Genomic DNA, 13993 nt, shown 5'->3' on the forward strand with positions numbered 1-13993 from the left:
GCTGACCGTCTGCGTCGATGCGTCAAGTCGTTGACACGCTGGGTCACGGCGAGGAGTACTTCGCGGTCTTTCCCGACCACGAAGCCGCTCTCGCCGTGGCCCCGCGGTTGCACGCACCTGGGTCCCGGACGCTCGCCCACGCGTCGGGGCGGCCGTGGCTGACCGGCCGGTGGCCGGACGACGGGATCGTCGTGGCCTCGGCTGGGCGGACCAGGCTGGCGGTGATCGGCTGGTGCCCGGTCACCGAGAAGGAGCTGACCATCGCGGCCGCGCGGCTGCGCGATCCCGGCGGGCTCGGCGCGCTGGCGGCGAAACTGCCCGGCAGCTTCCACCTGGTGGCCTCGGTGGACGGGCACTGCCGGGTGCAGGGCACCGCGTCCGGGCTGCGGCTGGTCCACCACACCAGGATCGGCGGCGTAGTGGTCGCTGCCGACCGCGCGGACATCCTCGCCCACGCGGCCGGCGCGGACATCGACGAGCGGATGCTCGCGGTCCGGCTGCTGTTCCCGGTCCCGCATCCGTTGCTGCACAAGCCGATGTGGCGCGGGGTGCACGGGGTGGAGCCGGGCAGCGCGCTCGTGCTCGCGCCGGACGGCCTCGCCGCCCGCACGGTGCGGTGGTGGGATCCGCCGCGCCCGGAACGCTCGCTCGCGGAAGGCGCGCCGCTGGTGCGGGAAGCGCTCACCGCCGCGGTCGACGCGCGCACGGCCGCCGGTGGCGTGGTCGCCTGTGATCTTTCCGGTGGCCTGGACTCGACCTCGGTGACCTTCCTCGCCGCACGCGGCGACGCGAAGATCGTGGCGAGCACCTGGCCCGGACTCGACCCGGCCGACGACGACCTCACCTGGGCGACGCGCGCGGCGGCGCATCTGCCCGAGGTCGAGCATGTGGTGTGGGACGTCGCCGCGTCTCCGCTGGTCTATGCGGGCCTGCTCGAAATCGACGATCCGCTCGACGAACCGACCATCGGGATGATGGACAGGGCCAGGCTGCTCAGCGATCTGGCGCCGCTGGCGGCCAAGGGCAGCAGGGTCCGGCTGACCGGCATCGGCGGCGATCACGTCGCTTGGTGCTCAGAAGCGCACTATCACACGATTCTGCGGCGACGCCCGTTGTTCGCACTGGGCGCGCTCCGGGGTTTCCGCGCGTTGTTCACCTGGCCGCTCGGTGGCATGGTCCGCGCGCTGGCCGATTCCCGTTCGTACCGCCGGTGGCTCTCGGACGCCGCGGCCGACGTCCGCGCGCCGAAGACCGCACCGGTGACCGCGGCGCTGGGCTGGAGCACTCCGCCCCGATTGTTCGACTGGGTGACGCCGGAGGCGAAAGAGCTGGCGAGCGTGGCGATCCGCGACGCGGCGCTCACCGCGGAGCCGCTCGGCAGGACCAGGGGCGAGCACGCGGACCTGGAGCAGATCCTGTCCTGCACGCGGATCATCCGGCAATGGGAGCAGATGAGCGCGCGGGCCGGGCTGCCGATCCAGTCGCCCTTCCTCGACGACCGGGTGATCGAGGCCTGTCTGTCGATCAGGCCGGACGACCGGGTGACGCCGTGGGCGTACAAACCGGTGCTCACCGAAGCCATGCGCGGCGTGGTACCCGGCGAATGCCTGGCCCGCACCAGCAAGGCGCAGGCGTCGATGGACGCCGCGGCGGGTCTGCGGGCCTGCCGCGGCGACCTGCGCGAGCTGTGGGCGGACCCGCGGCTGGCCGAGCTCGGCCTCGTCGACCGGAATCGCTTGGGCGCCTTGGCATCGCGGCCCGATACACCGGAACTTCGCGACAGCATCCTGTATCCGACCATCGGCTGCGAGGTCTGGCTGCGCACGTTCTCGAAGCCCTTGCTCTCTCTGGAGGAGAAATGAGCCTCGCGTTCCGCCCCAACGTGTCCATTGTGGACACCGACTATGGGTCAGTGCTGCTCGACGAGCGCAAGGGCCGGTATTTCCAGCTCAACCCGAGTGGCCGGATCGTCGTGCGGACGCTGCTCGAAGGCGGTGGCAGCGACGAGGCGGCCGGCGCGCTCATCGAGGAGTACGACGTCTCGCGTGAGCGTGCCGAGCAGGACGTGACCGCGCTGGTGGAGGGTCTGCGCGCGGCGGGCCTGGTGACACCGTGACCACCCCGAGCGCGCTCAGCAGGCCGCGATCACTGCCGTTCGGGCGGCGGCTCGCCGCGCGGCAGGCGGTCGCCGTGGCCAGGCTGATCGCGATGCTGCCGCCCCACCGGATCCGGCTGGTGTTCGGCGTACTCCGCCGCGGCGCCCGGCCCGCCACCCGCGAGCAGGCGGAGGCCGCGAGGGAGGCGGTGCTCGCGGTCAGCCTGGTCTGCCTCGGTCCGAAAGGCTGCCTGCCCAGGTCGCTGGCGGTCACGCTGCTGTGCAGGCTGCGTGGTGTTTGGCCGACGTGGTGCGTCGGCGTCCGGGCGCGGCCGCCGTTCGGTGCGCACGCCTGGGTCGAGGTGGACGGGCAGCCTGTCGGCGAAGGGGTCTCCGCCGGGTATTTCGCGAGGCTCGTCGCGGTCGGACCGCCGGATCGGGTCCGATGAGCGATCGGGCGGGCTTCCGGGATCTGCTGCGGCTGACCGCGGGCCACCGGAGGGTGCTGACACTGGCCATCGTGCTCACCGTGTCGGCGTCCGGACTGGGGATGCTCCAGCCGTTGCTGGTCCGGCACGGGATCGACTCGGTGGGCACGCGGCCACTCTCCTGGTGGTTCATCGCGGGCATAGCCGGGCTTTTCCTCGTCCAGGCCGCCGTGGACGGGCTCGGCTTGTTCATGCTGGAGCGATCGGGTGAACGCGTGGTGCTCAGCGTGCGCAGACGGATGATCGCGCGCCTGCTGCGGCTGCGGATGCCCGCCTACGAGGACCATCGGCTCGGCGACCTGATCTCCCGGCTCAGCGTCGACACCACCGTGCTGCGCGACGTGGTGTCGACCGCGTCGGTCCAGCTCGTCGCGGGCGGGTTGACCGGACTGGGCACGGCGGTGCTGATGCTGCTGCTCGACCCGGTGCTGTTCGGCCTGGTGGCGGCGACCGTGTCGGTCGCCGCCGTCGTGGTGGCCGCGTTGCTCGGCAGGCTCCGCGCGGCCGGCGAGCGGACGCAACGCGGCGTCGGTGAGATGGCCGCGGACCTCGAACGCGCGCTGGGCGCGATCCGGATGGTGCGCGCGAACCGGGCGGAGCCGCGAGAGGAGCGGCGGATCGGCGAACGGGCCGAGTCGGCCTTCGCCGCGGGGGTGCAGGCGGCCAAGCTGACCTCGGTGATGACCCCGGCCGTCGAACTGGCCATCCGCGGCTCGCTTCTGCTGGTGCTGCTCATCGGCGGGGCGCGGGTGGCGGCGAACGCGACCTCGCTGGGCGAGCTGGTGGCGTTCCTGTTGTACGCGACCTATCTGGTGGTGCCGCTCATCTCCCTGCTCCAGGGAATCGGCCTCGTCCAGCGCGGCATGGGCGCGCTGCAGCGGGTGCACGAGGCCTCCCTCTTGCCCGTCGAAAGCGACACGGTAAGCCGCTCACCGATACTCCCCGGGCGGTCCGCGCCGGTGCTGGAATTTCGCGACGTCCGATTCTCCTACGGGAAAAGGACGGTGCTGGACGATGTTTCGTTCCGGGTCGAACCGTGTACGAGTGTGGCGTTGGTCGGAAAGTCGGGGGCGGGAAAGTCGACAATTTTCTCGCTGGCCGAGCGTTTTTATCAGCCCTTTTCCGGAACGGTACTGCTGAATGGCGTCGACCTGAACGGAATGTCACTCTCCGACTGCCGTTCCCGGCTGGCACTGGTCGACCAGAACGTGCCCATCCTGCACGGCACGCTGCGGGAAAACCTCGTGTACGCGGCACCGGACGCCGACGCGGGGGAACTCGCGCGAGTGCTGGACATGGTCAACCTGGCCGGGCTCGTCGCCGGCCTGCCCGACGGGCTCGACACCCAGGTCGGTGAACGCGGGAACATGCTCTCCGGCGGTGAGCGGCAGCGGGTCGCCATCGCCCGCGCTCTGCTCACCCGGCCTGACCTGCTGCTTCTCGACGAGCCGAGTGCGCATCTCGACCAGATCAACGAGCTCGCGCTGGCCATGGCGCTGGAGCGGGCCGGACGTGAATGCGCGCTGCTGATCATCGCGCACCGGCTGGCCACCGTCCGCCGGGCCGACCGGATACTGGTGCTCGACGAGGGCAGGGTCGCCGGTGACGGCACGCACGACGAGCTCGCCGTGTCCTGCCCGCTGTACCGGCGGCTCGTCGAGAATCAGTTGTCCGATGATCGGTCTGCCGGAAGCCGACCGGCCGAAGCGGCTTCCGCCGGATAGTCCCCGATGGTGGACATCTCGTCCCCCGGATGGCCCTGTCGCATCTTCCGGGCGCTCTTGAGAATGGATCGCTGGGATGTCGGATGGGTTATTCGGATGGGCGGGTGATGATGCTCAGATGATCTACAACCGACTGGCCGGTGGCCAATTGAGTCGGCAAATGGAATTCGTGGAGGTGCTGTCGGGACGATGCGATACGCTCAGGCGTATCGACCGGTTTTGTGAAACCACCAAACTCGTGTCCGGAATTCTTTCCAACGGCGGCCGGGCCGGCGTCTGCGACCCGGCGCTGCTGGAGTCGATGCTCTTCAGTCCGGGACGCAGGCGGCTGGTGGTCGACTCGCGGCTGGCGGGCGGTGAGCTGGTGCGGCACCACGAAAAGGCCAGGCAGACCGAAATCAGGGTGTACGGCGGAGTGCTGCGGCACATGCTGGTCTTCGACGCCCGGTACGCGGTCGTGCCGCTCGACGAGGTGAGCCTGCACGCGGGCGCGCTGGTGCTGCGTCCCCCGCTCGTCGGTCCCTGCGGTCAGTTCTTCGGGGTCCTCTGGTCGGAGTCGCGGCCGCTCGGTGGCGGGCCCGGACGGGGCGCCTGTCTCAAGGGACGGCAGCGGCAGGTCGCGGACCTGCTGGTGGAGGGAGCCACGGACCATCAGGTCGCCAACCGCCTTGGCATGAGCAGCAGGACCGTGCGCACGATCGTGTCCGAGCTGCACGACCGGTTCGGCACCACCTCGCGGATGGCCTTGGGTTTCAGTCTCGGCCGGGTGACCAAGCGCGTCTAGTCCCGGTACCGCACCTCCCAGGCTCCCGAGGTCCCGTCCGCCGCCAGCGCCCGTTTGAGCACTTTGTGCGTCGCCGTCCGCGGCAGTTCCTCGACCATTCGCACGAACCGGGGCCACTGCTTCTGCCCGAGATCGCGTTGCGCGGCAACAAAAGCGGCGAACTCGGCCGCGTCGATCGGCGTCCGGCAGACCAAGGCGGCCATCACCCGGTCGCCCACCCTCGGATCCGGCACCCCGTACACGGCCGCCTCGCTGACCGAAGGATGGCGGAGGAGCGCGCGTTCGATCGGCGCGGTACCGAGGTTCTCGCCGTCGACGCGGAGCCAGTCGCCGAGTCGTCCCGCGAAGTAGCAATAACCATCCGCGTCGAGATATGCCAGGTCTCCGGTGTGGTACATCCCGTCGCGCATCCGCTCGGCCTCGGCGGCCGGATCGCCGTAGTAACCGGCGAAGAAGCCGGCGCCGCCGGTGTTGACCAGTTCGCCGACCGCCTCGGCGGCGTTGAGTATCCTCCCGCCCGCGTCGAATTCCGCCGGGGGACAGGGTTTCCCGGTCCCCGGATCAAGGACGGCGACGCCGTCGAGCAGTCGGCCGAGTGAGCCGGCCGGGGTGGTGGCGTCCCGGCCGAAGTTCACGCCGCCCTCGGTCGAGCCGAACGCGTCGACGACGTGGCAGCCGAAGCGTTTGCCGAAAGCGGCGAGGTCGGCTTCCGCTCCTTCGTTGCCGTAGACGAGTTTCAGCGGGTTTTCGGCGTCGTCGTCCCGCTCGGAAGTGGTGAGCACATAGGACAGTGGCTTGCCGACGTAGTTGGCGTACGTCGCACCGAACTTCCGCACGTCCGGCAGGAAGCCCGAAGCGGAGAACCGCCGCCGCAACGCTATCCCCGCGCCCGCGGCGAGCCCGACCGACCAGCCCGCCATGATGGCGTTGGAGTGGAACATCGGCATCGACACGTACACGGCGTCCTCTGTGGACAGACCGAACCGCGTCGCCAGCATCTCGCCGGGGTAGGCGATCTTCCCGTGTGTGCACCGGACGGCCTTCGGGTCGCCGCTGGTGCCGGAGGTGAAGATCAGCATGAGCAGGTCTTCGGGCTTCGCGGCCACGGGGACGACGGCCTCCCGCGCCGGCTCGAGCTCGCTCAGCGGCAGCACCGGGACGCCGGCCTCGGACAGGAGCGGCAGGTACTTTTCCTCGGCGAACACCAGCTCGCAGTCGGCCAGCGCGACGTCGCGGGCCAGCGCCGCGCCCCGGCGCGTCGGGTTCAGGCCGACCAGCACGTGCCCCGATAGCGCCGCGCCGCCGAGCAGGAACGAGAACTCGGGGACGTTGTCCGCCAGCAGCCCGAAATGCCCGCCGGGCCGCAGGAGCCCGGCGAGCGAGGTGGCGTATCCGGCGCAGGCCCGGACGTGCTCGGCCCAGGTCCAGCGCCGGTCTTCGAACAGCAGGCCGGTCGAGCGGTCCTCCGCCCGCGCGAGCAGGAGTTCCGTGACCGTGGGGGTCATGCCGGATCCGCGGCCAGCAGGTCGCCGAGTCCGCGCAGTTGCGCGGTCGCGCCGCCCAGCGTGAACTCGAGCCGCTTCGCCGCGACGAAGTAACGATGCAGCGTGTGGTCGACGTCGATGCCGACCCCGCCGTGGATGTGCACGGCGGTGTGCGCGACCCGATGCCCGGCTTCGGCCGCCCAGAACTTCGCCGTCGCGACCTCTTCGGCCGCCGGAAGGCCTTCGCTCAGCCGCCAGGCGGCCTGCCACAACGTCAGCCGGACGGCTTCGACGTCGACGTAAGCGTCGGCGAGCCGCTGCCGCACCGCCTGGAAACTCCCGATGAGATGGCCGAACTGCTTGCGCTCCCGCGCGTACGCCGCGGTCAGTTCCAGCGCCCGTTCGACGACGCCGAGCTGCTGGGCGCAGATGCCGATCGTGGCCCGCAGCCGCAGCCATTCGCCGATGTCGCCCAGTGAGGTCGCGGCTTTCGCGCCGGACAGTTCGACGAGTGCCGCGTCGGCGTGGTCGACGGTCCGCTGCGGGGAGACGGTCACCGCGTCCCGGTCGAGCAGGAACACCTGCCGTCCGCCGTCGATGGCGGCTTCGACGAGGAACCCGTGCGCGAAAGCACCCGAAGGCACCGCCGTCTGGGCACCGGTCAGCCGCCAGCCGTCGCCGTCGGCCTCGGCGGTGAAACCGCAGGGCACACCGTAATCCGGCAGCGCCACCGCGAGGACGTGGTCGCCGCGCAGGACCGGGACGACCCAGCGCTCCGCGAGCCGCCCGTCCCCGAACCGGGCCACCGCCGCGGCGCCGAGGACGACCGACGTCAGATACGGCACGGGCGCGACCGCGCGGCCGATCTCGGCCAGTACGGAACACTGCTCCAGCAAGCCGAACCCGCCACCGCCGACCGACTGCGGCAGGGCGGCGTCGAGCACCCCCGCCTGGGCCAGTGAAGTCCACAGTGGAGCGTCGAAGCCGCCGGAACCGTGCGGTCCCAGCACGTCGGGGGTGACCTTGTCCGTCAGGATCCGGTTCGTGAGCGAGGCGAGATCCTGCTGTGCTTCGGTGAGCGTGAAGTCCATGGGTGCCTCCTAGCGCGTGACGGGCAGGCCGAGGGCGGTCGCGGCGATCATGTCCCGCTGGATCTCGTTGGCGCCGCCGCCGAAGGTGAGGATCAGCGAAGACCGGTGCAGCCGCTCGATCCGGCCGCGCAGCAGGGCGCCGGGGGAGCCCTCGCGGACGACGGCGCCCGCGCCGAGGATCTCCATCATCAGCCGGTACGCCTCGGTCGCGAACTCCGTGCCGAACACCTTGGTCGCCGACGCCTCCGCCGGGCCGAGGTCGCCGGTCGCGGCCGCCCAGGCGATCCGCCAGTTCCGCAGTTTCAGGTACTCGGCGTGCGTGTGGACCCGCGCCAGATGCAGCCGCACCCACGGCTGGTCGATGACGCGGGAGCCGTCGGGCAGTTTCGTGGTCTGCGCCCAGGTCCGCACCTCTCGCAGCGACGTCTGGATCGGCGCGGCCGAGGTCAGCGCGACCCGTTCGTGGTTGAGCTGGTTCGTGATGAGCGGCCAGCCCTCGTTCTCCCCGGCGACCCGGGACGTCACCGGCACGCGCACGTCGTCGTAGTAGGTCGCGCTCGTGCCCGGTCCGGCGACCGTGTGCACCTTCGTCCACGAGAAGCCCGGCGCCGACGTCGGCACGATCAGCATGCTCAGGCCCTTGTGCCGGTGGGCCTCGGGGTCGGTGCGGGCGGCCAGCCAGATGTAGTCGGCGTACTCGATCAGGCTCGTCCACATCTTCTGGCCGTTGATGACGTAGTCGTCGCCGTCGCGGATCGCGCGGGTGCGCAGCGCCGCCAGGTCCGTCCCGGCGCCCGGTTCGGAGTAGCCGATCGCGAAGTGCAGCTCGCCGGCGGCGATCTTCGGCAGGTAGAACGCCTTCTGTTCTTCGGTGCCGTAACGCATGATGGTCGGCCCGACGGTGTTCACCGTGAGGAACGGGACGGGCACCCCCGCGGCGGCCGCCTCGTCGGTGAAGATGAGCTGGTCGAGCATCGGCCGGTCCTGCCCGCCGTACTCGCGGGGCCAGCCGATCGCGAGCCAGCCCGAACTGCCGAGGTCCCGGACGATTTCCTTGTACACCACGGCGTCGCCGTACTCGCCGCCGTCACCGGCCAGGGCTTCGCGGCGTTCGGGGGTCATCAGCCCGGCGAAATACTCCCGTAGTTCCCCGGCCAGTGCGCGCTGCTCCGGCGTGTAGTCGATCCGCATCCGTCACCTCTGCCGTCGGTGCTCGTTACTGGTGCCATGGCCGCTCGCGGCGGTAGGGTAGAACCTGTTCTAGTTGTACCAGGTGTGACGGCGAGGAGGGAATATGGAGATCGACGTCGATCGGTCGCTCTGCGAGGCGAACGCGATCTGTGTCGGCTTCGCGCCGGAGGTCTTCGATCTCGACGACGACGAGGAGCTTGTCCTCGCGTCGGCCGAAGTTCCGCATAATCAAGTAGAACGTGTTACTCAAGCTGTGGCGAGCTGCCCGAAAAACGCCCTGCTCATACGTGGTTAGCGCCGTTTATTTGACGCTTGCATACGGCGAGAACAGATTCTAGTGTGTGCGGAGAGGCTGTGCGTTGAAAGGCTGGAGGCCCGGAGTGAGTTTGGACGGCAAGACGGCCATCGTGACCGGGGCCGGCGCGGGACTCGGCCGGGCCGAGGCGCTGGCGCTGGCCGCCGCGGGGGCGTCGGTGGTGGTCAACGACGTGTCGGCCGCGGCGCAGGCGGTCGCCGACGAGATCGAGGCCGAAGGCGGCAAGGCCGTCGCGGTCACCGGCGACGTCTCGGAGTCCTCGACCGCGGACGCACTGCTCACCGCCGCCGTCGACCACTTCGGCGGTCTGCACGTCCTGGTCAACAACGCGGGCGTGCTGCGCGACCGGATGCTGTTCTCGATGTCCGACGAGGAATGGGACACGGTGCTCCGGGTCCACCTTCGCGGGCACTTCCTGCTTTCCCGCAATGCCGGGGCGTACTGGCGCGACAAGTCCAAAGTAGACGGAGCCCCGGTGTACGGCCGGGTGGTCAACACCGCGTCGGAGTCGTTCCTGCTCGGTGCGCCCGGCCAGCCGAACTACGGCGCCGCGAAGGCGGGCATCGCCGCGCTCACCGTCTCGACCGCCCGCGGTCTTTCCCGCTACGGCGTCCGCGCCAACGCGATCTGCCCGCGCGCCCGCACCGCGATGACCGAAGCCGTCTTCGGAGCCGACGCGCCGGAGGGGATCGACCCGCTTTCGGTCGACCACGTCGCGCCGTTCGTGTCCTTCCTCTGCTCGCCGGAAGCCGACCGGATCAACGGTCAGGTCTTCCTCGTCTACGGCGGGATGGTCGCGCTGATGCGGCCGCCGTCGGTGGAACAGCGGTTCGACACCGTCAACGGCACCTGGACCACCGAAGAACTCGCGGCCAACGTGGGTGGCTACTTCGCCGACCGCGACCAGGAACGCATGTTCGCCGCCTCCGAGATCATGTCGCTGCCGTGAACAGAGGAGATGATGGGATGGGCAGGCTCGACGGCAAGGTAGCCCTGATCACCGGCGGTGCCCGTGGGCAGGGCGAAGCGGCCGCGCGGCTGTTCGTGGCCGAGGGCGCGCGTGTGGTGATCGCCGACATCAACGACCTCGACGGCAAGAAACTCGCCGCCGATCTGGGCGAGTCCGCCGTCTACCAGCATCTCGACGTCGGCGACGAGGCCGAATGGGACGCCGCGATCGAGCGCACCCGCTCGGAGTTCGGCCCGCCGACCGTGCTGGTCAACAACGCGGGCATCCTGCATTTCTCGGAACTGGGCAAGACCACGCTCGCCGACTACGAACGCGTCATCCGGGTCAACCAGATCGGGGCGTTTCTCGGGATGCGTTCGGTCGTTGAACCGATGACCGGGGCCGGAGGCGGCTCCATCGTCAACGTGTCCTCAGTGGAAGGCCTCGCCGGGATGCCGTTCCTCGTCGCCTACACCGCGAGCAAGTTCGCGATCCGCGGGATGACCAAGGTCGCGGCGCTCGAACTCGGCGCGAAGAACATCCGGGTCAATTCGGTCCACCCCGGCGCGATCGACACCCCGATGGTCGCCGCCGCCGCGGGTGGGCAGAAAGTCGACATGTCGTGGGTGGGCAAGAAAGTCGCCCTCGGCCGCGTCGGGCAACCGGAGGACATCGCGAAACTCGTGTTGTTCCTGGCCAGTGACGAAAGTTCGTACAGCACGGGCGCGGAGTTCGTCGCCGATGGCGGTGCGACCGCTACGCACGCACTCAAGTTCTAGCGTGGAGGTGCCGAGAGCAAAGTGAACACCGCTAACGCAATGGGGCGTTGACAGGTGGAGTAAGACTCGGGGCAGGCTACTGGGAGGTTCTGTGAACGCATCGGTGTCCGTCCCGGGTACGGGTGCGCTCATCCAGGTCGGCAGGCTCGCGACCTTGTCGTGGGAAGTCCTGCGCGCGATCTTCAAACGCCCGTTCCAGTTCCGCGAGTGGATCCAGCAGTGCTGGTTCTTCGCCAGTGTCACCATCCTGCCGACGGCGTTGGTGGCGATCCCGTTCGGCGCCGTCATCGCCTTGCAGCTGGGCTCGCTGACGCAGCAGATCGGCGCGCAGTCGTTCACCGGCGCGGCGAGCGCGCTCGCGATCGTGCAGCAGGCGAGCCCGCTGATCACCGCGCTGCTCGTGGCTGGCGCGGGCGGCAGCGCGGTCTGCGCGGACATCGGCGCCCGCAAGATCCGCGAAGAGATCGACGCCATGGAGGTACTCGGGGTCAACCCGATCCAGCGCCTGATCGTCCCCCGCGTCCTCGCGGCCATCGTGGTTTCGGTACTGCTGAACGGTTTGGTCAGCGTCGTCGGGGTGCTCGGCGGCTATTTCTTCAACGTCGTCATGCAGGGCGGCACCCCCGGCGCGTACCTCGCCAGCTTCAACGCGCTCGCCCAGGTGCCGGACCTGTGGATCAGCGAGATCAAGGCGCTGCTCTACGGTTTCGTCGCCGGGGTGGTCGCGGCGTTCCGCGGGCTGAACCCGGCGGGCGGGCCGAAGGGCGTCGGCGACGCGGTGAACCAGGCCGTGGTCATCACGTTCCTGCTGCTGTTCCTGATCAACGTCGTGCTGACCGCGATCTACCTGCGGATCGTGCCGCCGAAGGCGATGTGACATGGCAGGCGAACCCGCTGTTTCGGATCGGACGCTCGAGATCATCGCGCGTCCCGGCGCGATGCTGGAAGGCTTCGGCGGCCAGCTGTCGTTCTACTTCCGCGCGCTGGCATGGACCCCGCGCACGATCCGGCGCTACGGCCGCGAGATCTTCCGCCTGCTGACCGAAGTCAGCTTCGGCACCGGCGCGCTCGCGGTGATCGGCGGGACGCTGGGCGTGATGATCGGGATGACGCTGTTCACCGGTCTCATCGTCGGCATGCAGGGCTACTCGGCGCTGAACCAGCTCGGCACCGCCGCGCTGACCGGGTTCATCTCGGCCTACTTCAACACCCGCGAGGTCGCGCCGCTCTCGGCCGGGCTCGCGCTCTCGGCCACCGTCGGCTGCGGGTTCACCGCGCAACTGGGCGCGATGAAGATCTCCGAGGAGATCGACGCGCTCGAAGTGATGGGCGTGCCGAGCCTGCCGTACCTGGTGACGACGCGGGTGATCGCCGGCGTCACCGCGGTCATCCCGCTCTACGCCGTAGGCCTGCTTTCGTCCTATCTCGCCTCGCGGCAGATCACCATCTGGCTCTACGGCCAGTCCGCGGGCACCTACGACCACTACTTCACGCTGTTCCTGCCGCCCGAGGACGTGCTCTGGTCGTTCCTCAAGGTGATCATCTTCAGCGTGCTCGTCATCCTGTCCCATTGCTACTACGGCTACACCGCCACCGGTGGGCCCGCCGGGGTCGGCGTCGCGGTCGGGCGCGCGGTGCGGACGTCGATCGTGCTGATCTCGGTACTCGACTTCTTCCTCAGCCTCGCGATCTGGGGTGCCACGACGACGGTGAGGATTTCCGGGTGAACAGGAGGATTCTGCTGCAGCGGCTCCGGCACCAGGTGCTGGGACTGATCTTCCTCGTGGTGGTCGTGCTGTTCTTCGTCACCACCATCGCCTTCTACCAGAAGGCCTTCACCAAGGTGACCCTGGTGAACCTGGAGACCGACCGCATCGGCAACCAGATGCGCGAAGGCGCGGACGTCAAGGTGCGCGGGATGGTCGTCGGCGAGGTACGGACGATCCGGGCGCACGGTGATCGCGCGACGATGGAACTGGCGCTGCAACCGGACAAGACTTCGGTCATCCCGTCGAACGTGTCCGCGCGCCTGCTGCCGAAGACACTGTTCGGTGAGCGGTATGTCGCTTTGCAGGTACCCGAGAAACCCCAGCGGCACATCGCCGAGGGCGACGTCATCCCGCAGGACCGCAGCAGCAGCGCCATCGAGCTGGAAACCGTGCTGGGCAACGTGATGCCGCTGCTGCAGGCCGTACAGCCGGAGAAGATGGCCAGCACGCTCAACGCCGTCGCGTCCGCTTTGGACGGTCAGGGGAAACAGCTCGGCACGACGCTGGCCGGGCTTTCGGACTATCTCGGCAAGGTGAACCCGTCGCTGCCCGATCTCAAGGCCGACATCACCGGGCTGGCCGACGCGACCGCGATCTACGACAAGGCCGCGCCGGATCTGCTGGCCGCGCTGTCGGATCTGACCACCACGAGCAAGACCCTGGTCGAGAGCCAGCGCGGTCTCGCCGACGTCTACTCGACGGTGACCGCCGCTTCGATCGACCTGACGAGCTTCCTGAAAGTGAATCAGGACAACCTGATCCGGCTCACCACCAACCTGCAGCCCACGTTGGACGTCCTCGCGAAGTACGCGCCGGAGTATCCGTGCCTGCTCAAGCAGCTGGCCGAATCGGTGCCGCGCGCGGAACTCGCGTTCGGCAAGGGCACCGCGCATCCCGAGGTCAGCCGGGTGACCATCGAGTTCACACCGAGCAGGGGCAAGTACCTGCCCGGTGTCGACGAGCCGAAGTACGACGACAAACGCGGCCCGCGCTGCTATCCGCAGGTGCCGCCGCCGGGACGCTGGCCGCAGTACCCGCCGGACGGCGCCATCGACGACGGGTCCTCGAAACCCGCGCCACCGCGGGATCCCGACGGCACCCTGCCCTCTGGTGGGAGCGCGGGTGGCTCGGTGGTGAACACACCGGACGAACAGCGGCTGATCGACCTGCTCGTGTCGCCCGCCATGGGCACGACACCGGACCAGGTGCCGAACTGGGGCAGCCTGCTGGTGGGGCCGCTGTACCGCGGGGCGGAGGTGGAACTCCGATGAGGTACTCGGCTGCTCAGCCGACGTTGCGAAAGCCACTTTCGCAACCTTCAAC

At 69.4% G+C, this 13993-nt stretch carries 14 protein-coding genes; 11 read left to right on the forward strand and 3 right to left on the reverse strand.

What is annotated here, in order from left to right:
* The first annotated feature begins 17 nt into the window (after positions 1-17).
* The 5 genes from DL990_RS23220 to DL990_RS23240 all read left to right on the forward strand — a co-directional run bounded on the left by DL990_RS23220 (position 18) and on the right by DL990_RS23240 (position 5091).
* The gene (locus DL990_RS23220; protein WP_125799876.1) at positions 18-1862 is read left to right on the forward strand and encodes a lasso peptide isopeptide bond-forming cyclase; all 1845 of its coding nucleotides are present in this window, start codon (positions 18-20) and stop codon (positions 1860-1862) included.
* On the forward strand, positions 1859-2116 hold the full coding sequence (locus tag DL990_RS23225; protein WP_125799877.1) for a lasso peptide biosynthesis PqqD family chaperone: 258 nt from the start codon (positions 1859-1861) through the stop codon (positions 2114-2116). The genes DL990_RS23220 and DL990_RS23225 overlap by 4 nt, the downstream gene beginning before the upstream one ends.
* On the forward strand, positions 2113-2544 hold the full coding sequence (locus DL990_RS23230; protein WP_125785408.1) for a lasso peptide biosynthesis B2 protein: 432 nt from the start codon (positions 2113-2115) through the stop codon (positions 2542-2544). The genes DL990_RS23225 and DL990_RS23230 overlap by 4 nt, the downstream gene beginning before the upstream one ends.
* Complete coding sequence (locus tag DL990_RS23235; protein WP_125799878.1) at positions 2541-4307, forward strand: ABC transporter ATP-binding protein; 1767 nt, start codon at positions 2541-2543, stop codon at positions 4305-4307. Before DL990_RS23230 ends, DL990_RS23235 begins: the two co-directional genes overlap by 4 nt.
* A gap of 238 nt (positions 4308-4545) precedes the next feature.
* Complete coding sequence (locus DL990_RS23240) at positions 4546-5091, forward strand: LuxR C-terminal-related transcriptional regulator (protein ID WP_158632650.1); 546 nt, start codon at positions 4546-4548, stop codon at positions 5089-5091.
* Here the strand turns inward: DL990_RS23240 and DL990_RS23245 are convergent.
* From DL990_RS23245 to DL990_RS23255, 3 genes are read right to left on the reverse strand one after another with little or no spacing between them, the layout of a single operon-like run.
* A complete protein-coding gene (locus DL990_RS23245; RefSeq protein ID WP_125799879.1) occupies positions 5088-6596 on the reverse strand; it encodes a long-chain-fatty-acid--CoA ligase in 1509 nt (502 codons plus the stop codon). The genes DL990_RS23240 and DL990_RS23245 overlap by 4 nt on opposite strands.
* The gene (locus DL990_RS23250; protein WP_125799880.1) at positions 6593-7666 is read right to left on the reverse strand and encodes an acyl-CoA dehydrogenase family protein; all 1074 of its coding nucleotides are present in this window, start codon (positions 7664-7666) and stop codon (positions 6593-6595) included. Before DL990_RS23250 ends, DL990_RS23245 begins: the two co-directional genes overlap by 4 nt.
* A gap of 9 nt (positions 7667-7675) precedes the next feature.
* The gene (locus DL990_RS23255) at positions 7676-8857 is read right to left on the reverse strand and encodes an acyl-CoA dehydrogenase family protein (RefSeq protein WP_125785413.1); all 1182 of its coding nucleotides are present in this window, start codon (positions 8855-8857) and stop codon (positions 7676-7678) included.
* A 103-nt stretch (positions 8858-8960) separates the two neighbouring features.
* On the opposite strand from DL990_RS23255, the gene DL990_RS23260 reads away from it, so the two are divergent.
* The 6 genes from DL990_RS23260 to DL990_RS23285 all read left to right on the forward strand — a co-directional run bounded on the left by DL990_RS23260 (position 8961) and on the right by DL990_RS23285 (position 13941).
* Positions 8961-9152, forward strand: coding sequence for a ferredoxin (locus DL990_RS23260; RefSeq protein WP_125785414.1), 192 nt, complete (start codon positions 8961-8963; stop codon positions 9150-9152).
* An 85-nt stretch (positions 9153-9237) separates the two neighbouring features.
* Positions 9238-10122, forward strand: coding sequence for a 3-oxoacyl-ACP reductase (locus tag DL990_RS23265; RefSeq protein ID WP_125799881.1), 885 nt, complete (start codon positions 9238-9240; stop codon positions 10120-10122).
* Between the two features lie 17 nt (positions 10123-10139).
* On the forward strand, positions 10140-10901 hold the full coding sequence (locus DL990_RS23270) for a glucose 1-dehydrogenase (protein WP_125785416.1): 762 nt from the start codon (positions 10140-10142) through the stop codon (positions 10899-10901).
* 91 nt (positions 10902-10992) lie between these two features.
* The gene (locus DL990_RS23275) at positions 10993-11778 is read left to right on the forward strand and encodes an ABC transporter permease (protein WP_091597335.1); all 786 of its coding nucleotides are present in this window, start codon (positions 10993-10995) and stop codon (positions 11776-11778) included.
* A gap of 1 nt (position 11779) precedes the next feature.
* Entirely contained in the window at positions 11780-12628 is an 849-nt protein-coding gene (locus DL990_RS23280; RefSeq protein ID WP_125799882.1) for an ABC transporter permease, read from the forward strand.
* Positions 12625-13941, forward strand: coding sequence for an MCE family protein (locus DL990_RS23285; protein WP_125799883.1), 1317 nt, complete (start codon positions 12625-12627; stop codon positions 13939-13941). Before DL990_RS23280 ends, DL990_RS23285 begins: the two co-directional genes overlap by 4 nt.
* The last annotated feature ends 52 nt before the right edge of the window (positions 13942-13993 follow it).

The sequence above is a fragment of the Amycolatopsis sp. WAC 01416 genome (genome assembly GCF_003947485.1).
Taxonomy (GTDB): Bacteria; Actinomycetota; Actinomycetes; order Mycobacteriales; family Pseudonocardiaceae; genus Amycolatopsis.

Bases quoted from the DNA above. Each gene is read 5' to 3' on its own strand.
- DL990_RS23225 (WP_125799877.1), top strand. From the start codon at position 1,859: ATGAGCCTCGCGTTCCGCCCCAACGTGTCCATTGTGGACACCGACTAT.
- DL990_RS23255 (WP_125785413.1), bottom strand. From the start codon at position 8,857: ATGCGGATCGACTACACGCCGGAGCAGCGCGCACTGGCCGGGGAACTA.
- DL990_RS23280 (WP_125799882.1), top strand. From the start codon at position 11,780: ATGGCAGGCGAACCCGCTGTTTCGGATCGGACGCTCGAGATCATCGCG.
- DL990_RS23270 (WP_125785416.1), top strand. From the start codon at position 10,140: ATGGGCAGGCTCGACGGCAAGGTAGCCCTGATCACCGGCGGTGCCCGT.
- DL990_RS23260 (WP_125785414.1), top strand. From the start codon at position 8,961: ATGGAGATCGACGTCGATCGGTCGCTCTGCGAGGCGAACGCGATCTGT.
- DL990_RS23250 (WP_125799880.1), bottom strand. From the start codon at position 7,666: ATGGACTTCACGCTCACCGAAGCACAGCAGGATCTCGCCTCGCTCACG.
- DL990_RS23245 (WP_125799879.1), bottom strand. From the start codon at position 6,596: ATGACCCCCACGGTCACGGAACTCCTGCTCGCGCGGGCGGAGGACCGC.
- DL990_RS23235 (WP_125799878.1), top strand. From the start codon at position 2,541: ATGAGCGATCGGGCGGGCTTCCGGGATCTGCTGCGGCTGACCGCGGGC.
- DL990_RS23220 (WP_125799876.1), top strand. From the start codon at position 18: ATGCGTCAAGTCGTTGACACGCTGGGTCACGGCGAGGAGTACTTCGCG.